The 19,581-nt window shown below is 70.2% G+C and carries 20 protein-coding genes; 8 read left to right on the forward strand and 12 right to left on the reverse strand.

Annotation, left to right across the window (positions count from 1 at the left end; all coding sequences use genetic code 11):
* The first annotated feature begins 26 nt into the window (after window positions 1–26).
* Complete coding sequence (locus tag QTI51_RS25660; protein ID WP_286516510.1) at window positions 27–470, forward strand: universal stress protein; 444 nt, start codon at window positions 27–29, stop codon at window positions 468–470.
* Window positions 471–478: 8 nt separating this feature from the next.
* On the opposite strand, the gene QTI51_RS25665 is transcribed toward QTI51_RS25660, so the two are convergent.
* Genes QTI51_RS25665 through QTI51_RS25690 form a run of 6 tightly spaced genes read right to left on the reverse strand, consistent with a single transcriptional unit; the run spans window position 479 to window position 5,991 of the window.
* Window positions 479–1,267 carry an SDR family oxidoreductase gene (locus QTI51_RS25665; protein WP_286516511.1) on the reverse strand — a complete coding sequence of 263 codons (789 nt, stop codon included), beginning with the start codon at window positions 1,265–1,267 and terminating at the stop codon, window positions 479–481.
* Window positions 1,264–1,857: a cysteine hydrolase family protein gene (locus QTI51_RS25670; RefSeq protein ID WP_286516512.1), complete on the reverse strand. Its 594-nt coding sequence runs from the start codon at window positions 1,855–1,857 to the stop codon at window positions 1,264–1,266. Before QTI51_RS25670 ends, QTI51_RS25665 begins: the two co-directional genes overlap by 4 nt.
* Window positions 1,854–2,339 carry an aromatic-ring-hydroxylating dioxygenase subunit beta gene (locus QTI51_RS25675; RefSeq protein ID WP_286516514.1) on the reverse strand — a complete coding sequence of 162 codons (486 nt, stop codon included), beginning with the start codon at window positions 2,337–2,339 and terminating at the stop codon, window positions 1,854–1,856. Before QTI51_RS25675 ends, QTI51_RS25670 begins: the two co-directional genes overlap by 4 nt.
* A complete protein-coding gene (locus QTI51_RS25680; RefSeq protein ID WP_286516516.1) occupies window positions 2,336–3,697 on the reverse strand; it encodes an aromatic ring-hydroxylating dioxygenase subunit alpha in 1,362 nt (453 codons plus the stop codon). Before QTI51_RS25680 ends, QTI51_RS25675 begins: the two co-directional genes overlap by 4 nt.
* A 24-nt stretch (window positions 3,698–3,721) precedes the next feature.
* Window positions 3,722–4,711 (reverse strand): PDR/VanB family oxidoreductase, encoded by a 990-nt coding sequence (locus QTI51_RS25685; protein WP_503011541.1) that lies wholly within the window; start codon window positions 4,709–4,711, stop codon window positions 3,722–3,724.
* On the reverse strand, window positions 4,708–5,991 hold the full coding sequence (locus QTI51_RS25690; RefSeq protein WP_286516519.1) for a dienelactone hydrolase family protein: 1,284 nt from the start codon (window positions 5,989–5,991) through the stop codon (window positions 4,708–4,710). Before QTI51_RS25690 ends, QTI51_RS25685 begins: the two co-directional genes overlap by 4 nt.
* A 207-nt stretch (window positions 5,992–6,198) precedes the next feature.
* Here QTI51_RS25690 and QTI51_RS25695 point away from each other — a divergent pair, with 207 nt between their 5' ends.
* A complete protein-coding gene (locus QTI51_RS25695; RefSeq protein ID WP_286516817.1) occupies window positions 6,199–7,398 on the forward strand; it encodes an ABC transporter substrate-binding protein in 1,200 nt (399 codons plus the stop codon).
* 43 nt (window positions 7,399–7,441) lie between these two features.
* Here the strand turns inward: QTI51_RS25695 and QTI51_RS25700 are convergent, their stop codons facing one another.
* The 3 genes from QTI51_RS25700 to QTI51_RS25710 all read right to left on the reverse strand — a co-directional run bounded on the left by QTI51_RS25700 (window position 7,442) and on the right by QTI51_RS25710 (window position 9,970).
* On the reverse strand, window positions 7,442–8,494 hold the full coding sequence (locus QTI51_RS25700) for an AraC family transcriptional regulator (protein ID WP_286516520.1): 1,053 nt from the start codon (window positions 8,492–8,494) through the stop codon (window positions 7,442–7,444).
* A 177-nt stretch (window positions 8,495–8,671) separates the two neighbouring features.
* Window positions 8,672–9,496: an alpha/beta fold hydrolase gene (locus QTI51_RS25705; protein WP_286516521.1), complete on the reverse strand. Its 825-nt coding sequence runs from the start codon at window positions 9,494–9,496 to the stop codon at window positions 8,672–8,674.
* A gap of 15 nt (window positions 9,497–9,511) precedes the next feature.
* Window positions 9,512–9,970: a DUF4148 domain-containing protein gene (locus tag QTI51_RS25710; RefSeq protein ID WP_286516523.1), complete on the reverse strand. Its 459-nt coding sequence runs from the start codon at window positions 9,968–9,970 to the stop codon at window positions 9,512–9,514.
* A gap of 303 nt (window positions 9,971–10,273) precedes the next feature.
* Here QTI51_RS25710 and QTI51_RS25715 point away from each other — a divergent pair, with 303 nt between their 5' ends.
* Window positions 10,274–11,158, forward strand: a complete 885-nt coding sequence (locus QTI51_RS25715) for a class I SAM-dependent methyltransferase (RefSeq protein ID WP_286516525.1) — start codon at window positions 10,274–10,276, stop codon at window positions 11,156–11,158.
* A gap of 19 nt (window positions 11,159–11,177) precedes the next feature.
* Here QTI51_RS25715 and QTI51_RS25720 read toward each other — a convergent pair whose 3' ends face one another.
* On the reverse strand, window positions 11,178–12,461 hold the full coding sequence (locus QTI51_RS25720) for a LysR family transcriptional regulator (RefSeq protein WP_286516529.1): 1,284 nt from the start codon (window positions 12,459–12,461) through the stop codon (window positions 11,178–11,180).
* 150 nt (window positions 12,462–12,611) lie between these two features.
* Here QTI51_RS25720 and QTI51_RS25725 point away from each other — a divergent pair, with 150 nt between their 5' ends.
* Genes QTI51_RS25725 through QTI51_RS25745 form a run of 5 tightly spaced genes read left to right on the forward strand, consistent with a single transcriptional unit; the run spans window position 12,612 to window position 17,828 of the window.
* Complete coding sequence (locus QTI51_RS25725; protein WP_286516532.1) at window positions 12,612–13,745, forward strand: 4-oxalomesaconate tautomerase; 1,134 nt, start codon at window positions 12,612–12,614, stop codon at window positions 13,743–13,745.
* On the forward strand, window positions 13,742–14,770 hold the full coding sequence (locus QTI51_RS25730) for an amidohydrolase family protein (RefSeq protein WP_286516535.1): 1,029 nt from the start codon (window positions 13,742–13,744) through the stop codon (window positions 14,768–14,770). The genes QTI51_RS25725 and QTI51_RS25730 overlap by 4 nt, the downstream gene beginning before the upstream one ends.
* An 8-nt stretch (window positions 14,771–14,778) precedes the next feature.
* Window positions 14,779–15,474, forward strand: coding sequence for a 4-carboxy-4-hydroxy-2-oxoadipate aldolase/oxaloacetate decarboxylase (ligK, locus tag QTI51_RS25735; RefSeq protein WP_503011542.1), 696 nt, complete (start codon window positions 14,779–14,781; stop codon window positions 15,472–15,474).
* A 16-nt stretch (window positions 15,475–15,490) separates the two neighbouring features.
* Complete coding sequence (locus QTI51_RS25740; RefSeq protein WP_286516537.1) at window positions 15,491–16,804, forward strand: gallate dioxygenase; 1,314 nt, start codon at window positions 15,491–15,493, stop codon at window positions 16,802–16,804.
* A gap of 43 nt (window positions 16,805–16,847) precedes the next feature.
* Window positions 16,848–17,828: a Bug family tripartite tricarboxylate transporter substrate binding protein gene (locus QTI51_RS25745; RefSeq protein WP_286516538.1), complete on the forward strand. Its 981-nt coding sequence runs from the start codon at window positions 16,848–16,850 to the stop codon at window positions 17,826–17,828.
* A gap of 261 nt (window positions 17,829–18,089) precedes the next feature.
* Here the strand turns inward: QTI51_RS25745 and QTI51_RS25750 are convergent, their stop codons facing one another.
* Both QTI51_RS25750 and QTI51_RS25755 read right to left on the reverse strand, forming a co-directional pair.
* The gene (locus QTI51_RS25750) at window positions 18,090–18,965 is read right to left on the reverse strand and encodes an alpha/beta fold hydrolase (protein WP_286516539.1); all 876 of its coding nucleotides are present in this window, start codon (window positions 18,963–18,965) and stop codon (window positions 18,090–18,092) included.
* A complete protein-coding gene (locus QTI51_RS25755; protein WP_116913688.1) occupies window positions 18,962–19,522 on the reverse strand; it encodes a cytochrome b in 561 nt (186 codons plus the stop codon). Before QTI51_RS25755 ends, QTI51_RS25750 begins: the two co-directional genes overlap by 4 nt.
* Window positions 19,523–19,581 lie beyond the last annotated feature (59 nt).

Here is a 19,581-nt window from a genome sequence, read left to right on the forward strand (position 1 = left end):
TCGCATTCCAAAAGGAGTCTTCATTCATGTTCAAGCACATCCTCGTCGCCACCGACGGTTCCACGCTTTCGAAGAAGGCGGTCGAGGCCGCGGTGGCGCTGGCTGCAGGCCATCGCGCCGAACTGGTGGCGCTGACCGTGGTGCCGCGCTACCCGCAGAGCTACCTTGAGGGCGGCATGGCGTTCGAGGCCGACGAAGTCGCGCGCATCGAGCAGCAGTGGGCCGACAAGGCACAGGCCCTGCTCGACACCGTGCGAGAAGACGCGCAGGCCCGCGGCGTGCAGGTGCAGACCGCGCGCATCAGCTCCGATCTGGTGGCCGAATCGATCATCGCGGCCGCGCGCAAGCACGGCAGCGACCTGATCGTGATGGCCTCGCACGGGCGCAAGGGGCTCGAGCGGTTGCTGCTGGGCAGCGAAACGCAGCATGTGCTGACGCACTCGGCGTTGCCGGTGCTGGTGTTGCGCTGAAGGCGCTGCTACGGCAACGGCGCGAACCACCCACCGGCCGAGCGCCCCTGGTCGGGCCCCAGCATCGAGTAGCCGCCATCGACCGGAATGTCGGCCCCGGTCACGAAGCGCGCGGCGTCCGAGCACAGGAAGAGCACCACCTGCGCCACGTCGTCGCCGTCGCCCACGCGGCCCAGCGGATGCATCGGCGTGCCGACGCGGTCGGCCAGCGCGCGGTCGCCGCCGGCCATGCGCGAGAGCGCGTCCGACCAGGTCCAGCCCGGCGACACCGAGTTCACCCGCACGCCGCGCGGCGCCAGGGTGGCGGCCTGGTTGCGCGTGAGCTGCAGGATGGCGGCCTTGGCCGCCGGGTACAGCGCCCTGCCCGCCGCGCCGAACTTGCCGCCCACGCTGCCCATGTTCACGATGCCGCCGCGCTGCGCCGCGATTGCTTCGGCGGCTTTCTGCACCAGCATTGCGCCGGAGATGAGGTTGACGTTCAGCGCGGCCAGCCATTCGCCGCGCGCGGCGCCCAGCCCGCCGTCGCCGTAGACCACGGCGTTGTTGACGAGGAAGTCGATGCGGCCCTCCGTGCGCAACGCCTCGGCCACCAGCGCGTCGAGCGCCTCGTCGGAGGCGATGTCGCAGGCCGCGAAGCGGCAGCGCGCGCCCAGCTCGGCCGCCAGCGCCTGGCCGCGCGGCAGGTCGATGTCCACCGCGATCACCCGGGCGCCCGCCTGCACGAAGGCGCGGACGATGGCGCTGCCCAGCATGGCGGCCGCGCCGGTGACGATGGCGACCTTGTCTTGCATGTTCATTGCGTACCCCTCATTTGCGCAACGGCGTCTTCGACCTGAATCACGTCCGCGAGCATCGCCAGATTCTCCAGGCTGGCCGCATGAAGGTGCGCCTGCGCGGTGTTGCAGGCGTCGGCCACCACGGCCACGCTGTAGCCCAGGTCGCTCGCGTGGCGCGCGCCGTGCTCGACCACGTGGTTGGTCGCAATGCCCGCCACGTACAGCCGGCGCGCGCCGGTGGCGCGCACCGCCTCGTCGAGCCCGCTCTGCCAGAAGGGGTTGTTGCGCTTGTGGGTGACCACGGCCTCGCCCGGCAGCGGCGCCAGTTCGCTGAAGAATTCCGCGCCCCAGCTGCCCTCCTGCACCGCGCCGGTCTCGGCCACGCGGCGGAACAGCGTGCAGTTGCGCAGGCAGTCCGCGTAGTCCGGTGCGAAGGCGATGCGCACGAAGATCACCGGCACGCCGTTGGCGCGCGCCGCCGCGATCAACCGCGCCGCCGAGGCGATGAGGCGCGGGCGTGCCGGGTCGTCGGCGGCCACGCCCACGCGCACCTTGCCGTCGGCGTGCAGCACGTCGTTCTGGTAGTGCATGGCCAGCAGCGCGGCCTTCACATGAACACCTGCAGGGCTTCGTGCGGCGCGTCGCAGTTGACGAGGTCGATGCGCTTGGTCTGCATGAGAAAGCCCTCTTCGTGCTTTCGCAGCGTGTGCAGCACGCTGCCGCCGAAGACGCGCTGCTCGGTCTTGCGCCACTCCAGCAGCATGAAGGTGGAGCGCACGACGCAGCCCGCCTCGTCGCGCGATTCGAGGCCGATGTTGCCCAGCACATGCACGGTGCGCGTCACCGGCTGCTGCGAGTAGGCCCGCGCCTGGTCGAGCCGCCGCGCGCGCATCGAGCGCAGCAGCGCGTCTTCGCAGAACAGCGAGGCATGGTTGAGGTGGTCGGCCTGCCCGTGTACCAGCGGCACCCAGTACAGGCCGTCGGGCGTGAAGAGCTTCTGCCACTCGTCCCAGCGGTGCTCGTCGAGCAGGCGCGCCTCGTGGTGCAGGAACTGCGTGATGTGCTGCTGCTCTTGCCAGTCGGTGAAGTTCATGCCTTGTCTCCCGCATCTGCGCTCATGTAAGACGCCCACGCCGCGAACATGTTGCGCGACGGCATCTCACTGTTGCCGTTGGAGGCGCGGCCGCCCGGCAGCGGCTGGTCGCGGCCGGCCGCGCGGTGCATGCTCACCCAGTCGCCGCCGTCGGAGCCCAGGCCTTCCTGCACGCGGTTGTACGCCTCCAGGTCGTCGGGCATCACGTTGGACGAGGGCGAGTTGACGATGTTGGTGTACTTCAGCGTGCGCTGGAAGGTGGCCTCCGGCGCGCCCTTCAGCCGGAAGCTGAAGATCTCGACCAGCGTGCGGTCCACCGACAGCGGCCGTATCACGCGAATCTGCTGGAACGAGGTGTGCGGCGAGCAGCTCGGGTACACGATGGTGTTGTGCCGGTTCACGCGCAGGATGGCGTCGGCGCGCTCGACGCCCTGCGCGGCCTCCAGCGATGCCACGTAGGCCAGGCTCACCGGGTCGGTCGGCGGCACGAAGATGCCTTCCATGAAGCCGTGGCCGTTGTCGTAGCCCTTCAACTCCAGCTTCTCCCAGAAATCGAGCGGCTCGCCGTTGCCGTCGACGATCACCACCTCGAAGGGCTTGGGCGTGCCGGCGGGCATGGCCGCGTACTCTTCCTTGGCGGCGCGCCACGACGACTCGTGCGTGGCCACGGCGTGGATGGTGTCGTGCAGGTTCTCGAAGAAGATCTTCCAGTTGTTGCGCTGGATCACGCGCTGCACGCCGCCCGCCACTTCCACTTCGCCGTCGGGCGCGCGGTCGCAGAAGTTGTCGAGCGAGGTGGCCACGCCGCCCAGGAAGTCTTTCAGCGCCGGCCCTTCCGTCGACAGGCTCGCGAACACGAAGCCGCGGTGCGTGGCCACGCGCGCCACCTTACGCACGCCGTACTGCGGGTCTTTCAGGTCGAGCGCGGTGTCTTCGTAGCCGCTGCGCAGCGGCACCGACAGCAGGCTGCCGTCGCACTTGAAGGTCCAGCCGTGGTACAGGCAGCGCAGGAACTTGCCGGCGCTGCCGCTGCCGTCGGGCACGATCTTCGCGCCCTTGTGCGGGCAGCGGTTGAACAGCACGTGCACCTCCCCATCGGTGTGCCGCAGCATCACCACGGGTTCGCGGCCCAGGCGGGTGGTGAAGTAGTCGCCGGGGTTGGGCACCTGGCTCTCGTGGCCGACGTAGAGCCAGGCCTGGCCGAAGACGCGGTCCATCTCCAGCTCGAAGATGGCGGGGTCGGTGTAGACGCGCTTGTGCACGCGGTCGGGCTGCACCAGCGCCTGGACGTCGATCGGGGCCGCGGAGGCGACCGGAACGATAGGGATCACATGGGTTGTCGGATTCACGGGATTCATGGGGGTAGGTCTCCTGAAGCGTCGTCAGATGTCGAGCACCAGCTGCGGCGTCTTCGCGCGCGACACGCAGGTGCAGATGGTCTTGCCGTCCGCCTTCTCGCGCGGACTCAGGTTGTGGTCGCGGTGGTCGGGCACGCCCTCGACCACGTCGACGGCGCACACGCCGCAGTCGCCCTGTCGGCAGTCGTACAGCGGATCGAGCCCGGCGGCGATGAGCACGTCGAGCAGGCTTTGTTCGGGCGCCACCGTCAGCGTCTTGCCCGAGCGCAGCGTGCGCACCTCGAAGGGCGCGTCGCCGGCCTGCTCGAGCGCACCCGCGAAGAGCTCGAAATGCACGTGGTCGTCGGGCCAGCGCAGCGTTCGGGCGGTGTCGACCACCGCCTGCACCATGCCGCGCGGGCCGCACACATGCAGGTGGCGCCCCGGCACGGGCGAAGCGAGCACCGCGCGCAGGTCGAGCCCGCGCGACGGGTCGCCACCGTCGTGCACCAGCGTGCCGCCGAGCGCGCGCACCTCGTCGATGTAGGCCGTGGCCTGTTCGCTGCGCGTGGCGTAGAAGAAGTCGAAGGCCCGGCCTTCGGCGGCCAGTGCGCGCGCCATGCAGAGCAGCGGCGTGATGCCGATGCCGCCCGCGACCAACAAGGGCGCGGCGCTGCCCGTGTGCAGCGCGAAGTCGTTGCGCGGCGCGTGCGCGCGCAGCTCGGCGCCCTGCACCAGCTGGTGCATCCAGGCCGAACCGCCCGCGCCCTGCGGCTCGTGCAGCACCGCGATCTCGCAGCGGTCCGATCCGTCGTGCGGCTTCGCGAGCGAGTACGCGCGCTGCCCGCCGCGCCCGTTCGGCTGCGTCACCTGCACGCTCAAATGCGCGCCGGGCGCGAACGGCGGCAAGGGCGCGCCGTTGGCGCTGCGCAGCACGAAGGCCTTGATGGCCGGCGTGAGCGCGGTCACCGCGTGCACGACCAACGCCAGCTGCAGATCCAGATTCAGTTCCGGCATGTCGCCCGCGCCGTTCATCCGAGCGGCAGCGCGGGGTCGGCGATGGTCAGCGCGGTCGACTTCGCCCAGCGCGGCATCAGCGTGTTGGACGCCAGCGTTTCGTCCACCAGCTTGCGCGCGGTTTCAGCGCCAGCCACGGGCAGGCCCTTGGGGTCGAGCAGGCCGATCTGCACCAGCACGCTGGCCTGGTCCCAGTAGATGTGCTCGTGGTACAGCTTGTCGCCGCGAAACTTGACGATGGCCACCAGCGGAATTTCCACCGCCTTGCCGGTGGGCGCGATGCCCGGCAGCATCCAGTCGATTTCCACCGTGTGGGTGAAGCAGAACAGCATCTCGTCGACGATCTGCGTGGCGCCCACGGTGCGCGAGATGGGCGTGAGCCGCGTGTCGGGCGGCGTGGTCGGAATGAAGTGGTGCTTGTAGAAGCGCGACAGCTCCTTCGCGCCCACGCCGCCGGTCATGGTCGGGATGTGGTTGACGTAGGGCTCGCTCACCATCGTGCCCATGGTGGCGACCACGTCGCGCGTGGCGAACTCGTACTCGCAGTGCTTGTCCCACAGCGCCGACAGGTCGTACACCGGACCGATCGCTTCCTTGAAAAGGGCCATGGAGCGCTGGTGCGCCATGAGCGTGGAGGGCTTGTCGAAGTGCTCGCCGCCGGTGCGCGCGAAGGCATGGTCGACGCCGGGGTACACGTACATCTGCGCGCCCGGCTTGCCTGGGGTGTTGGCAAAGGCTTCCAGCACCTGCGCGCGTGCTTCGGGCGGGCAGAACGGGTCGAGCTCGGCGAAGTGCAAGGCGATGGGGCACTCGATGCGCGGCACCAGGTCGAGCGCGCCCTCGATGCCCACGCCGTAGTAGCCCACGGCCGCGTCCACGCCCGAGTGCGCGGCCGCCATGTAGGCCAGCTTGCCGCCCAGGCAGAAGCCCAGCGCGCCCACCTTGCCGGTGCAGGCCGGGTGCGCGCGCAGCGCCTTCACGCTGGCCGTGACGTCGGCGATGCCGGCGGCCAGGTCGAACTTCTGGAAGAAACCGAAGGCACGCTGCCACTCCTCGGGCGAATAGCCCAGGTCGACGTTCGGCTCCTGGCGCCAGAACAGGTCGGGCGCGAGCACCACGTAGCCCTCTTCGGCGTAGAGGTCCGCCACCTCGCGCACGTAGTCGTTGATGCCGAAGATCTCCTGGCACAGCACGATGCCGGGGCCGCGACCCGAGGCCGGCAGGGCCAGGTAGCCGCGGAAGGTGCCGGTGCCATCGCCGGCGGGAATGTCGATGGAATTCTTGCTGTGGTCGCTCATCGGGTGTCTCTGGAGTGGTGGGGTTCGGCGGCGATTCTGTGGACCGGCCCGCGCCGCTGTCTGTCCATTTCGTGCAGCCGGCGGCGCTGCACGAAATGGATAGCCGCGCGCCGGCGCGGCCCACAGACTGCGGCCTGTTTCGCCCGACCGGCCCATTCCTTTCCACCTTCAACAACGTCCCCTTTCGAGGAGCTTCTTCCGATGTCCATGCCGCAGGAATTCCCCAGAACCGCCCTTGGCGCGCTCGCCCTCATGGCGTGCGCGCTGGCCTTGCCCACGCATGCACAGGCACAGGCGCAGACCGTGAAGGTCGGCCTTGCCATGGACCTGTCGGGCCCCTTCGCCGTCGGCGGCGCCGAGGCCAAGGCCGGCTTCGCCGTGGCGATGAAGCAGCTGGGCGGCAAGCTCGGCGGCGTGCCGGTCGAGTACGTGGAGGCCGACACCGCCGGCAACCCCGAGACCGCCCGCCAGGCCGTGGACCGCATGCTGCTGCGCGACAAGATCGACCTGTTCAGCGGCCCGGTCGGCTCATCGGTCGCGCTGGCCGTGGGCCCGCCGCTGTTCGCGGCCAAGGTGCCCTACCTGTCGAGCAACACCGGGCCCAGCGACTACTCGGGCGCGCGCTGCAACCCGTACTTCTTCGGCGCCTCGTACCCCAACGACGCGTACCACGAGGCCGCCGGCAAGTTCGCCACCGACAAGGCCTTCAAGAAGGTGGCGCTCATCGCGCCCAGCTACCCCGGCGGCAAGGACGCCATCAACGGCTTCAAGCGCACCTTCAAGGGCACCGTGGGCGACGAGCTGTACACCAAGCTCGGCCAGCTCGACTACTCCGCGGAGCTGGCGCAGATTCGCGCGTCGAAGCCCGACGCGCTCTACTTCTTCCTTCCGGGCGCCATGGGCGTGAGCTTCATCAAGCAGTTCGTGGGCGCGGGGCTGTCCAAGGATGTGGCGCTGATCTCCACCGCCTTCTCGGCCGACGAGGACATGATCCCGGCCGTCGGCGAGCCCATGCTGGGCCTGTTCAACACCGCGCACTGGTCCTTCGACCTCGACAACCCGGCCAACAAGCGCTTCGTGGCGGACTTTCGGGCGCAGAACAACGGCCGCAACCCGTCGTTCTACGCCGGCCAGGCCTACGACGTGCTCATGGCCATGGACGCGGCCGTGCGCGACGTGGGCGGCAAGGTGGCCGACCGGCCCGCGCTGCTGAAAGCGATCAAGGCGGCGAACTACAAGTCGGTGCGCGGCGACTTCCGCTACGGCGCCAACAACTTCCCGATCCAGAACTACTACCTGCGCGTGATCGGCAAGGACGCGAACGGGCGCATCGCGAACAAGGTGATCGGCACGGTGCTGCAGAACTACCAGGACACGTCCGCGGCCTTGTGTGCAATGAAGTCCTGAGCAAGGCGCAGCGTCGGCCGCACCTTGCGCCGGCGCTGTGCCCTCAGTGCCTTGCGGCTGGCGCGCTCAAGGTGTCCCGCGACGTATCCCTCGGCAACTGCCCGAAGCGCTCGCGATAGCACGCGGCAAAGCGGCTCAGGTGCGAGAAGCCGCAGTTCAGTGCCACCTCGGTCACGCTGGCGCCGTCGTTGCGCGCCAGTTGCGCATGCGCGGCGTCCAGGCGCATGTTGCGCAGCACCTCGCCGGGCGACAGGTCGCGGTAGCGCTTGAAGAGCAATGCCAGGCCGCGGCGCGTCACGTCCGCGGCCTGGGCCACGTCTTCGAGCGACAGCGGCATGTCGAGCCGCTCGCGCATGAACTCCTCGGCCCGGCGCAGCTGGCGCAGGCTGCTTTCCTCGGACCCGCGCCGCGCATCGGCGTGCCGCTGCAGCACCGAGTTGGGCCGGTGGCACAGCAGGTAGAGCATGAGGTTGTCCTCGCAGTGCGCGAGCCAGCGCGGGTCGAAGTTTGCGGAATGTGCTGAGTTGGCGGAATGGGCAAAGTCGCTCGCCGGCAGCAGCGACGCCAGGCTCGCGACCATGCGGCACCACTGCGTGCCGGCGGCGTCGTCGAGGCGAAAAGGCATCTCGAAATCGATCTCGCCCACGCTGTCGGTGCCGCGCAGCGCGAAGGCGTGGCGCGCCACCTCTTGCAGCCGGCTGAGCTCGATCTTTAGCATGAGCTGCTCGCAGTCCGCGTGCCAGCGCAGGCGCACCGGCTTGTGCGCCGAAATGACGGCGCCCTGCCCCGGGTGGATCTGCAGCGTCTGCCCGCCGGTGTGAACGTCGGCATGGCCGCGCAGCGGCATCTGCACCAGCACGAAGTTGCCGAGCGCGTCGGGCTCGATGTCGACATCGCAGCCGTAGCGCAGGATGCACAACGACAGTGCGCTCATCTCGGCGCGGCAGAACACGGCGTCGACGCTGCCGCGGCCCCACACGCTGCGGTGCGGCTTGAGTTCGCGGGACACGCGCGCGTGCGTGTCGTCCGCCTCGCGCGAGCGGAAGACCTCGCGCCCGTACAAGGGGGACAGCTGCTGGCTCGACCATGCGTCCATGGACACTCCTGCGGATCAAGGTGGGGAAACTGACTCTCGGGCGACTCTGCGGGTCGATGCCGGAATCTACGTCCGTGCGCCGCCCGCCGCCATGGGATTTGCCCGGGCGGCACGACCCCCGCCGCAAGAAGCTTGCCCGCACGCCGCCGCCGCACCCGCCAGTCGCGCAACCCCCGCTCAGCTGTTGGCCGCGGCGTCCAGGATCAGCTCGGTGATCTCGTTCGGGTGCGAGATCAGCGCCAGGTGGCTGGCGGGCAGCTCGATGGTGGTCGCCTTCATGCGCCTGGCCAGGAAGCGCTCCAGCTCGGGGTCGATGGTGCGGTCGTGCGTGGACACCTGGTACCAGCTCGGCTTGCTGCGCCAGGCGGCCACGGTGGTGCGCCCGCTGAACAGGTTGGTCGAAATGCGCCCCTGCACCGCATACAGCACCCGGGCCTGTGCGGGATCGATGTCGCCGGCAAAGTCGCGCAGGAAGGCTTCTTCGCTCAGTTGCGCGAAGCCGCCCGAGGTGACGAGGCCGCTGCTGGCCGGTGGCTTGGGAAACTTCGCGGCCAGCGCCGCGAAGTCTTCGCCCGCGTCGGGGGCGCGCGCCGAGACGTACACCAGCGCCGACACCTCCGGTGCCAGACCCGCCTCGCTGATGACCATGCCGGCCCACGAGTGGCCGACCAGCACGGTGGGCCCGTCCTGCAGGGCCAGGATGCGGCGCGTGGCCTCGACGTCGTCGGCCAGCGAGGTCAGCGGGTTCTGCACCGCGGTGGCCTTCAGGCCGGCCGCCTGCAGCCGGCCGATGACCTCGCTCCAGCAGGAGCCGTCGGCGTAGGCGCCGTGCACCAGCACCACGTTGCGCACGCGCGTGCCGGTGTTGCGGCGGGGGCGGGCTTCGGCCCGCGTGCCCTGCCAAGCCTGCGAGGCCTGCGGCGCTTGGGCCATGGCCGATGCGGCCAGCAGCGCGGCCGTGCCGCCTGCCAGGGTCGCCGAGAAAGCGCGTCTGTTGATCATGGGGCGCTCCGGGGCTCAGCGGGTGGCGAGCACGGGCGTGCGCGACGAGGCGGCCTGGCGCGCGGCCAGCTCGAAGGAACCGCTGTCTTCGCCGTACAGCGCGTCGAGCGTGCCGTTCTTCTCGGCGGTGGCGAGCTGCGCCTTCACCTCCGAGCGCGGCTCCGTCAGCTTGAGATGGCTCGACAGGTAGGCCGAGCCGCTGTCGGAGCCGTCGAGCGCGCCCAGGCTGCCGTCGGCGCGCGCGGCCTTCACTTCAGCCTTCACCTCGCTGCGCGGTTCGCTGGAGCGGAACTGCGAAGACAGGTAGGCGGAGCCGCTGTCCTGGCCGTACAGGGCCGTCATCTGGCCGCTGGCTTCGGCCGCGGCGAGCTGCGCCTTCACCTGGGCCCGGGTCAGGCCCTGGGCCGAAGCCGCGGAAGCCAGCAGCGCCAGCACGGCGGAACCGAGGAACATCGTTGCATTGAGCTTTTTCATGAGTAACTCCTTCGTGCACCTGAAACAGTGAGGAGCTGGCACCGGCAGATGCATCCGGCGCTGTCCCGAGGTCATGGACCGTTTGGCAGCCCATGTCGCTACTGTCGGGTCGGCGCGTGCCGGCTGCATTGCGTGGGCGCGCGGCGCGGATGCGGTTGAAACAGGCCGGGTTACAGCTGAAACAACAGGAATGAAGGCCTCCACGCTCAGGCTGGTGAAAGAACGCAGGCATAGACTGCCGCCGATGCATTCGCGCCGCCGGCACCGAATGCGCTCGTGCACTCCTTTGCGGAAAAACAGCCCATGCCCATTCGCCCAGCCTTCGCCCTCACCCGCACCCGCACCCGCACCCTCGCTCTCGCTCTCGCTCTCGCTCTCGCGTGCGTTGCCCTGGCGCTCGCCGCCTGCTCGACGCCGGGGCCTCAGGCGCCCGCGCTGTCGCAGGCCCGCATCGACGCGATCGTCGCCAGCCCCGACCGCAGCGAGGCCGACCGCCGCAACGACGCGCGGCGCAAGCCGCAAGCGATGCTGGCCTTCATCGGCGTGCGCCCCGGCATGGTCGCGTTGGACCTGAGCGCGGCCGGCGGCTACACCACCGAGCTGATCGCACGCGCCACCGGACCCACGGGCCGCGTCTACGGCCAGAGCCCGCCGCGCCCACCGGCCAGCCGGCCGGCGCAGCCGGAGGGCGCGGCCAGCCCGCTGCCGATGGGCGCTCCTGCCGCGGCCTCGCCTGCCCCGAGGCCTTCGCCCGTCGCGCTGGCCGAGCGCGCGAAGAACCCCAACGCAAGCAACATCGTCGCCGTGGTGCGCCCCTTCGAAGACCCGGTGCCGCCGGAGCTCGCATCGAACGGCCTCGACCTGGTCACGCTGATGTTCAACTACCACGACTTCGGCCACATGGGCGTGGACCGCGCCGCAGTCAACCGCGCGGTGTTCGCCGCGCTGAAGCCGGGCGGGCTCTACGTGATTGCCGACCATTCGGGGCGGCCGGGCACGGGCATTTCCGAATCAGGCACGCTGCACCGCATCGAGCAGTCCTTCCTGCGCGCGGAGGTGGAACGCGCGGGCTTCAGGCTGGTGGACGAGGGCAACTTCCTGCGCAACCCCGCCGACCCACGCGACCGCAACACGCCGGAGCCGCCGCAACCCAAGGACGAGTTCGTGCTGAAGTTCGTCAAGCCCTGAGCCGGCCGCCGCGGGCCTTTCAGAGCCGCGCGGCTTGCACTTTCGTCACCACATCGCGCACCGCCTCCATCAGCGCCGTGGCCGCCGGCGACGGCAGCGCGTTGGCCCGCTGCGTGAGGCCGATGCGCCGCCGCGTGCTCTCCAGCGGATACGGCAGCACCACCAGCGCACCGGTCTCTATCTCGTAGTGCAGCTGGTGCGCCGAAATGGCGGTGACCATGTCGCTGCGCAACAGCAGGCCGCGCAGCAGCGCCAAGTCGCCGGTTTCCACCGCCGGCACGGGCGCGGGCACGCCGGCCTCGCGAAACGCGCGCTCCAGCAGCTCGCGCGAGGGCGAGCCGGGGCGCGACAGCACCCACTGCGCGCTTTGCAAGGCCGCTCGCCCGACGCGCGAGCACTTCGCCAGCGGATGGCCCGCGCGCACGATGAGCGAGATGCGGTCTTCGAACAGCGCGGTCTGCACCAGGTCCCTGGCGTCTTCAGGCGGGCGCAGCGCGCCGATGATGAAGTCGATGTCGCCGCTGCGCAGCGCCGCGGCCAAGGCCTCGTACGGGCTCTCGACCGTGCTCACGCGCAGCCTGGGGTGCTGCGCCACCAGCGCCGCGATGGCCGAGGGCAGCACCAGCGTGCGCGACAGCGGCAAGGCGCCCACCGCCACGCGGCCTTCGACCGCGCCGCGCAGCGCGGCCAGGTCCGAGCCGATGCTGCGCAGCTCGGCCAGCGCGCGCTTGCACCGGAAGGCCAGCTGGCCGCCCGCGCGCGTGGGCGTGACGCCGCGCGCGGTGCGCGTGAACAGCACCCGGCCCGTGCGCGCCTCCAGCTCGCGCACCAGCGCGCTGAGCGCGGGCTGCGTCACGCCGAAGGCAGCCGCCACAGCGGGCATGTTGTGCAGTTCAGCAAGGCTGGCGAACAGCGCGAGCCGCCGTCCGCTGAACATCGAGGCGAGCAGGCCGCGCGCATCGATGGGCGGGTGCGACGCCGCGTTGTCGCCGCTGGCCAGCTCCTGGCACGCGGCGGCAAACTCCTGCTCCACGCGCAGCGCACGCACGCGCACGGCCTCGCCATAGGCGTTCACCAGCATGCCGCGCGCCTTGCGCTCGAACAGCGACACGCCCAGGCCGGCCTCCAGCTCGGCCACGGCCCGCGTCACCGCCGAGGCCACGCGAAACAGCGTGTCGGCCGCCCGCGTGACGCTGCCCGTGGCCGCCACGGCGGAAAAGGCCTGCAGATGCCGCAGGTTGATCTGCAACGCGCCGCCGTCACCTTGGTTCGCATCAAGTTCGATAAGTTTCTTGGGCGCCATGCGCGCATTCTGCCAAGCGCCGTGTGCTGCGGCATCGGGTGCCATGGCGCGTTCCACGCCCAAGGGTTAACCCCTTGTCGATAAACAGATGAGAACGCAGCGCTGGCCGAACTCAACCCGCTCCCCGCACCCCGCGGCCACACTGGCCGCATGCCTGCCGAAGCCCTCGAACCCAATTCTGATCTGCTGTCGCTGCCCTGCACGTGGATGCGCGGGGGCACCTCCAAGGCCGCGTTCTTCCACGCCAAAGACCTGCCCGCCGATCCCGCCGCGAGGGACGCGCTGGTCCTCGCGGTCATGGGCCATGCCGAGCCCCGGCAGATCGACGGCATCGGCGGCGGCCATCCGCTGACCACCAAGGTCGCGATCGTCTCGCCCAGCGCCGATCCGCGCGCGGACGTCGACTACCTCTTCGGCCAGGTGGTGGCCACCGAGTCGCGCATCGACTACGCGCCGACCTGCGGCAACATCCTCTCGGCCGTGGGCCCCTTCGCGCTCGACGAAGGGCTGGTGCAGGTGCAGCAGGGCCAGTCGGTGGTGCGCATCCGCATGGTCAACACCGACTCGCACTGCGACGCGGTGGTGCAGACGCCTGGCGCGCGCGTGCGCTACGGCGGCGACACCGCCATCAGCGGCGTGCCCGGCCGCGCCGCGCCGGTCGAGCTGCGCTTCTCCGGCATCCTGGGGTCCAGCTGCGGCGCGCTGCTGCCCACGGGCGAGGCGCGCGAACGCATCGACGGCATCGAGGTGACCTGCATCGACAACGGCATGCCCGTGGTGCTGATGCGCGCGGCCGACCTGGGCGTCTCGGGCGACGAGACGCCCGCAGCGCTCGATGCCGACGCAGCGCTGAAGGCGCGCATCGAATCGGTCCGCCTGCAGGCCGGCCCGCGCATGGGCCTGGGCGACGTGAGCGCCAAGGTCGTGCCCAAGATGACGCTGGTGTCCGCCCCGCGGCAGGGCGGCACCTTCAACACGCGCACCTTCATTCCGCGCAAGTGCCACGACGCCATCGGCGTGCTGGGCGCGGTGTCGGCGGCTTCCGCGTGCGTGGTGCCGGGCACGGTGATGCAGGGGCTGTGCGACATCGCGACCGGCCCGGCCGAACCACTGCACGACCTGTCGGTGGAGCACCCCACCGGCGAATTCACCGTGCGCCTGCTGATGGACGCGACCGGCCACGCCATCGCCGGCGCCGGCGCCGCGCTGCTGCGCACAGCGCGGCCGCTTTTTCGCGGGCACGTGCTCGTGCCCCAGTTTCAGAACCGACAGGAGACCCCGTGATCATCGATTGCCACGGCCACTACACGACCGCGCCCGCCGCGCTGGAAACCTGGCGCAAGCGCCAGGTCGCCAGCCTGGGCAACCCGGCGGAAACACCCTCCGCCGCCTCGTTGCGCATCAGCGACGACGATCTGCGCGAATCCATCGAGCAGAACCAGCTGCGCAAGATGCGCGAGCGCGGCAGCGACCTGACCATCTTCTCGCCGCGCGCCAGCTTCATGGCGCACCACATCGGCGACTTCGAGACCAGCGCCACCTGGGCCGGCATCTGCAACGAGCTGTGCCACCGCGTGGCACAGCTGTTTCCCGCGCACTTCGTGGGCGCGGCCATGCTGCCGCAGTCGCCGGGCGTGGACCCGCGCAGCTGCATTCCCGAGCTGGAGCGTTGCGTGAAGGACTACGGCTTCGTCGGCATCAACCTGAACCCCGACCCCTCGGGCGGCCACTGGACCTCGCCGCCGCTGTCGGACCGCCACTGGTATCCGCTGTACGAAAAGATGGTCGAGCACGACATTCCGGCCATGGTGCACGTGAGTACCAGCTGCAACGACTGCTTCCACACCACCGGCGCGCACTACCTGAACGCCGACACCACCGCCTTCATGCAATGCCTCGCGTCGGACCTGTTCAGCGACTTTCCCACGCTACGCTTCGTCATTCCGCACGGCGGCGGCGCGGTGCCCTACCACTGGGGGCGCTTTCGCGGGCTGGCGCAGGAGATGAAGAAGCCGCTGCTGAAGGACCACCTGCTGAACAACATCTTCTTCGACACCTGCGTGTACCACCAGCCGGGCATCGACCTGCTCACGCGCGTGATTCCGGTGGACAACATTTTGTTCGCCAGCGAAATGATCGGCGCGGTGCGCGGCATCGACCCCGAGACCGGCTTTCCCTACGACGACACGCGCCGCTACATCGACGCGGCCACCACGCTGGACGCCAGGGCGCGCCACCAGATCTACGAAGGCAACGCGCGCCGCGTGTACCCGCGGCTGGACCGCGCACTGAAAGCCAAGGGGCTCTGACCATGACCATGATTTCCAACTTCCAGCAGCTCGGCGTCGTGCACCGCACCATCGAGCGCGCCGACCCCGCCGCCGTCGACAAGCTCTCCCGCTTCGGCGTGTCCACCGTGCACGAGGCGCTGGGCCGGCTCGGCCTGATGCAGCCGCGCATTCGCCCCATTCACCCCGACGCACGCTTCTGCGGCCCGGCCGTCACCGTGCTGCTGCAGCCCGGCGACAACTGGATGCTGCACGTGGCGGCCGAGCAGATTCGCCCCGGCGACGTGGTGGTGGCCGCCTGCACCAGCGACAGCACCGACGGCTTCTTCGGCGACCTGCTGGCCACCTCCTTCAAGGCGCGCGGCTGCAAGGGCCTGGTGATCGACGGCGGGGTGCGCGACGTGCGCGACCTGAACGCGATGGGCTTCCCCGTGTTCAGCCGCGCCGTGCATGCCAAGGGCACCATCAAGGCCACGCTCGGCTCGGTGAACGTGCCGGTGGTGTGCGCCGGCGCGCTGGTGCACCCGGGCGACGTGGTCGTGGCCGACATCGACGGCGTGGTGGTGGTGCCCGCCGCGCGCGCGCGGCAGGTGGCCGACGCGGCCGAGGCGCGCGAGTCGAACGAAGTCGCCAAGCGCGCGCGCTTTGCCGCGGGCGAGCTGGGGCTGGACATGTACGGCATGCGCGAGCCGCTGGCCACCGCCGGCCTGCGCTACATCGACTGAAGCGGGAGCACACACCATGGCTCGCATCATCGGCGCCGTCGCGTGCTCGCACACGCCCACCATCGGCTTCGCGTACGACAGGAACAAGCAGCAGGACCCGGTGTGGGCGCCCATCTTCGAGGCCTTCGCGCCCGCGCGCCGCTGGCTGGAAGACAACAGGCCCGACGCGCTGTTCTTCATCTACAACGACCACGTCAGCTCCTTCTTCTTCGACCACTACGCGGCCTTTTCGCTGGGCGTGGGCGGGGAGCATGCGGTGGCCGACGAAGGCGGCGGCGCGCGCGACCTGCCCGCGCTGGCCGGCCACCCGGCGCTGGCGCAGCACATCGGGCGCTCGCTGGTGGCGGACGAGTTCGACATGTCGTTCTTCCAGGACCGCGCGCTGGACCACGGCGTGTTCTCGCCGCTGTCGCTGCTGTGCGCGCACGAGCCGGCGTGGCCGGTGCCGGTGATTCCGCTGCAGGTGGGCGTGCTGCAGTCGCCGGTGCCGTCGGCGCGGCGCTGCTGGCGGCTAGGGCAGGCGCTGCGCCGCGCGATCGAGAGCTACCCCGAAGACCTGAAGGTGGCCATCGTCGCCACCGGCGGGCTGTCGCACCAGGTGCATGGCGAGCGCGCGGGCTTCAACAACACCGCATGGGACGCGCAGTTTCTGGAGCTGATCGAGAACGACCCGGTGCGCCTCACCGAGATGACGCAGGCCGAGCTCGCCACGCTGGGCGGCATGGAAGGCGCGGAAGTGATCATGTGGCTGGTGATGCGCGGCGCGCTGTCGTCGAACGTGCGCAAGACGCACCAGAGCTACTACCTGCCGTCGATGACCGGCATTGCCACGGCCATCTACGAGAACCTGGCGAGCCCGCCCGTTGCGGGCGAGGTGCAGCGGCACCGCCGCCAAATGGACACGCAGCTCGCGGGCGTCGAGGCGCTGCAGGGCAGCTACCCCTTCACGCTGGAGACCAGCGTGCGCGCCTACCGGCTGAACAAGTTCCTGCACGGCATGACCCGGCCCGCGCACCGCGCGGCTTTTCTCGCGGACGAGGAAGCGGCCTTCGAGGCCGCCGCGCTCACGCAGCAGGAGCGCGCGCTGGTGCGCGGGCGCGACTGGCGCGGGCTGATTCACTACGGCGTGATCTTCTTCATGCTGGAGAAGCTGGGCGCGGTGGTCGGCGTGTCGAACCTGCACATCTACGCCGCCATGCGCGGCCAGTCGCTCGAAGACTTCCAGCAGACGCGCAACGCGCCCGGCGCGCTGTATTCGGTGGCCGGCAAGAACGCCGCGCCACAGGCCTGGGATACCACCGGCGCGGCGGGCGAACCGCCCGCCCGCTGAACTGAAGACACACAAGACCCACAAGACACACAAGGACAAGACCATGAGACAACTCGCTCGCACCCTCGCGTGCACGCTCGCCGGCCTGCTGGCGCTGTGCAGCTTCAACACCGCAAGCGCGGCGGACGCGTACCCGTCGAAGCCGGTGAAGATCCTCGTCGGCTACAGCGCGGGCGGTGCAGTCGACGCCATCGCGCGCTCGGTCGGCCAGCGCATGGCGGTCACGCTGGGCCAGCCGGTGGTGGTGGAGAACAAGCCTGGCGCGGGCACCAACATCGCGGTGAAGGCGCTGACCGCCGCCGCGCCCGACGGCTACACGCTGCTGCTGGCGGCCAACGCGCTGGCAGTGAACCCATCGCTGTTCGAGCCCGCGCCCTACGACCTCGCGCGCGAGGTGGCGCCCGTGGCGCTGGTCGGCCGCGTGCCGGTGGTGTTCACGGTGCGCGAGGACTCGGCCCTCAAAACGCTGCCCGCGCTGGTGGCCGCCGCGAAGGCCAGGCCCGGCGGCCTGACCATTGCCACGCCGGGCAACGGCTCCACGCCGCACCTGGCGATGGAGCTGTTCCAGCACACCGCCGGCCTGCAGCTGCGCCACGTGCCCTACAAGGGCGGCGCGCAGGCCATCACCGACGTGCTCGGCGGGCATGTGGACGTGGTGGCGATGAACGCGCTGGAGGTGCTGCCGCTGGTCAAGGCCGGCAAGCTGCGCGTGCTGGCGGTGATGAGCGCCGAGCGCTCGGCCGTGCTGCCGGGCGTGCCGACGGTGGCCGAGTCGGGCTACCCGGGTTTCGAGGCCAGCGTGTGGTACGGCTTCGTGGCGCCGGCCGGCACGCCTGCGCCTGTGATGGCGGCGGTGCATGCGGCCGTGCAGAAGGCGCTCGCGTCGAGCGAAGTGCGCCAGCAACTCGCGGCGGCGGGCGGCATCGCCTTGCCGGGGCCGACGGCGCAGTTCGCGACGCTGTTGAAGGGCGATGCCGAGCGCTATGGGAAGCTGATTCGCGAGGCGGGGATCAAGCCGGATTGACGGCCCGGCTGACCAGGGGCACACGCATATCAGGAAAGAGAAGCAGGACTGCAGGACTGCGTGGTGCAGCAGGGCGCGCCGGGGAGTTTTCGAAAGACTGGACGGGGGAGCATGTGGAAACACCATGCGGATCGGTCGATCGAGCGGTTCCGCGACGGTTGAATTCCGGGAGAGGTCAGCAGCTCCTGGGCGCGCTCGACCGACAGATTGCTGTATCTGGTACAGCGGCTGCTGTATCAAGTACAGCAGCGGCAAGGCGCTTCAGGAGAAAAACCGCAGCAACCGCGCGTTGACCTCGTCCGCGCGCTCGTACTGCGCCCAATGCCCCGCCCCGTCGACCACCGTGCCCTCCCGCCCCGGCCCTTCGGCCACCAGCTGCGCCACCAGCGGCCGCGGGTCGGCGGTGACGTCGAACTCGCCCCACAGCAGCAGCGTTGCCACACCGCGCGCGCCCAGCACATCGAGCGCCTGCCGCAGGCCGCCCGACTGCGACACCTCCTTGCTGCGAAAGCGCGTGCCGTGGCACGAGATGTCATGGATCTCGAAAGCCAATGCGTCGATGGCCGCCTTGTCGTGCAGCATCAGCGCGGCCAGGTTGTTCAGCAGCGCGGCGCGCTCGGCCTCGCGGTCGGGGGCGGCGCGCCAGTTGATCATTTGCGCCGTCATGCGCCGCATGGTGCCGTGGCCGCCGCTGCCCACCAGCGCGAAGCGGCGAACGGCGCCGCGCTGCACCGCGAAGCGCGCGGCCGTGAGCCCGCCGAAAGAAAAGCCGCCCAGGTCGATGGGCGTGCCCGCGCCCACGAGCTGGTCGAGCGTGCCGCCCAGCGCGGCCAGCAACGGCGGCAGCGTGTCTTCGCCCGGCGCCACGCGCGGCGGCGCGTCGGACTCGTTGAAGCCCGGCATGTCGGGCAGCCACAGCGTGCGGCCGGCCGATAGCGCCTCGGCGTTGCGCAGCCAGTGCATCCAGCTGCCGTGGCCGCCGTGCAGCAGCACCAGCGGGGGTTGCGCGGTGCCGGTGCCGAAGCGGCGCCAGCGCACGCGCACGCCTTCGTGCACCGGGTCGTGGTGGGTCGAGAGCGCGTCGATGCGCGCTATCTGCGCGGTGGCCGCTCGGGCCTCGGTTTCTCCCTGTGTCATGGCCACATCCGCTGCAGCTCGCGCTCGCCGTCGAAGAACTGGTGCTTCAGCGCGCCCAGCACATGCAGCGCGAAGATCACGTAGAGCACATAGCCGGCCCAGGTGTGCACGCCGCCCAGCACGGTGTGCCAGGTTTCCTTCACCGCGGGCTCGATGGCCATGATCCAGCCGATGCGCGGCCATTCGAACAGGCCGAAGAGGTACATCGGGTGGGTGCCGGCGTCTTTCCAGGCCGAGTCGTGCATCCAGCCCGACAGCGGCAGCAGCACCATCAGCACATACAGCGCGCCGTGGGCCGCATGGGCGCCGAAGCGCTCCAGCGCGCCGAACGAGCCCGGCATGGCCGGCGGCTTGTGGGTGGCGCGCCACAAGATGCGCAGCAGCACCAGCCCCAGCACCGTGATGCCTATCGACTTGTGGGTGTCGACGGCCGGGCGCACCCAGTCGTCGGGGTAGTGGTCGACCAGCAGGATCAACGCGATGTTGGTCGCCATGAGCAGGGCAATGAGCCAGTGCAGCGCGATGGCGGTTCGGGTGTAGCGGGTTTGTGCGAGCATGCGGGGAATTTTCAGGCGTGGGGCGACTCAGTCGTCGGTGGCGCGTGCGATTGTCCCGG

Source organism: Variovorax sp. J22G73 (assembly GCF_030317035.1).
Classification (GTDB): domain Bacteria; phylum Pseudomonadota; class Gammaproteobacteria; order Burkholderiales; family Burkholderiaceae_C; genus Variovorax.

Excerpts from the sequence above, each read along its gene's own strand:
- QTI51_RS25725 (WP_286516532.1), top strand. The coding sequence starts at position 12,612 with ATGCCTGCCGAAGCCCTCGAACCCAATTCTGATCTGCTGTCGCTGCCC.
- QTI51_RS25685 (WP_503011541.1), bottom strand. The coding sequence starts at position 4,711 with ATGAACGGCGCGGGCGACATGCCGGAACTGAATCTGGATCTGCAGCTG.
- QTI51_RS25715 (WP_286516525.1), top strand. The coding sequence starts at position 10,274 with ATGCCCATTCGCCCAGCCTTCGCCCTCACCCGCACCCGCACCCGCACC.
- QTI51_RS25755 (WP_116913688.1), bottom strand. The coding sequence starts at position 19,522 with ATGCTCGCACAAACCCGCTACACCCGAACCGCCATCGCGCTGCACTGG.
- QTI51_RS25740 (WP_286516537.1), top strand. The coding sequence starts at position 15,491 with ATGGCTCGCATCATCGGCGCCGTCGCGTGCTCGCACACGCCCACCATC.
- QTI51_RS25705 (WP_286516521.1), bottom strand. The coding sequence starts at position 9,496 with ATGATCAACAGACGCGCTTTCTCGGCGACCCTGGCAGGCGGCACGGCC.
- QTI51_RS25680 (WP_286516516.1), bottom strand. The coding sequence starts at position 3,697 with ATGAATCCCGTGAATCCGACAACCCATGTGATCCCTATCGTTCCGGTC.
- QTI51_RS25660 (WP_286516510.1), top strand. The coding sequence starts at position 27 with ATGTTCAAGCACATCCTCGTCGCCACCGACGGTTCCACGCTTTCGAAG.
- ligK (WP_503011542.1), top strand. The coding sequence starts at position 14,779 with ATGATTTCCAACTTCCAGCAGCTCGGCGTCGTGCACCGCACCATCGAG.
- QTI51_RS25695 (WP_286516817.1), top strand. The coding sequence starts at position 6,199 with ATGCCGCAGGAATTCCCCAGAACCGCCCTTGGCGCGCTCGCCCTCATG.
- QTI51_RS25665 (WP_286516511.1), bottom strand. The coding sequence starts at position 1,267 with ATGAACATGCAAGACAAGGTCGCCATCGTCACCGGCGCGGCCGCCATG.
- QTI51_RS25710 (WP_286516523.1), bottom strand. The coding sequence starts at position 9,970 with ATGAAAAAGCTCAATGCAACGATGTTCCTCGGTTCCGCCGTGCTGGCG.
- QTI51_RS25675 (WP_286516514.1), bottom strand. The coding sequence starts at position 2,339 with ATGAACTTCACCGACTGGCAAGAGCAGCAGCACATCACGCAGTTCCTG.
- QTI51_RS25700 (WP_286516520.1), bottom strand. The coding sequence starts at position 8,494 with ATGGACGCATGGTCGAGCCAGCAGCTGTCCCCCTTGTACGGGCGCGAG.
- QTI51_RS25745 (WP_286516538.1), top strand. The coding sequence starts at position 16,848 with ATGAGACAACTCGCTCGCACCCTCGCGTGCACGCTCGCCGGCCTGCTG.
- QTI51_RS25690 (WP_286516519.1), bottom strand. The coding sequence starts at position 5,991 with ATGAGCGACCACAGCAAGAATTCCATCGACATTCCCGCCGGCGATGGC.
- QTI51_RS25750 (WP_286516539.1), bottom strand. The coding sequence starts at position 18,965 with ATGACACAGGGAGAAACCGAGGCCCGAGCGGCCACCGCGCAGATAGCG.
- QTI51_RS25720 (WP_286516529.1), bottom strand. The coding sequence starts at position 12,461 with ATGGCGCCCAAGAAACTTATCGAACTTGATGCGAACCAAGGTGACGGC.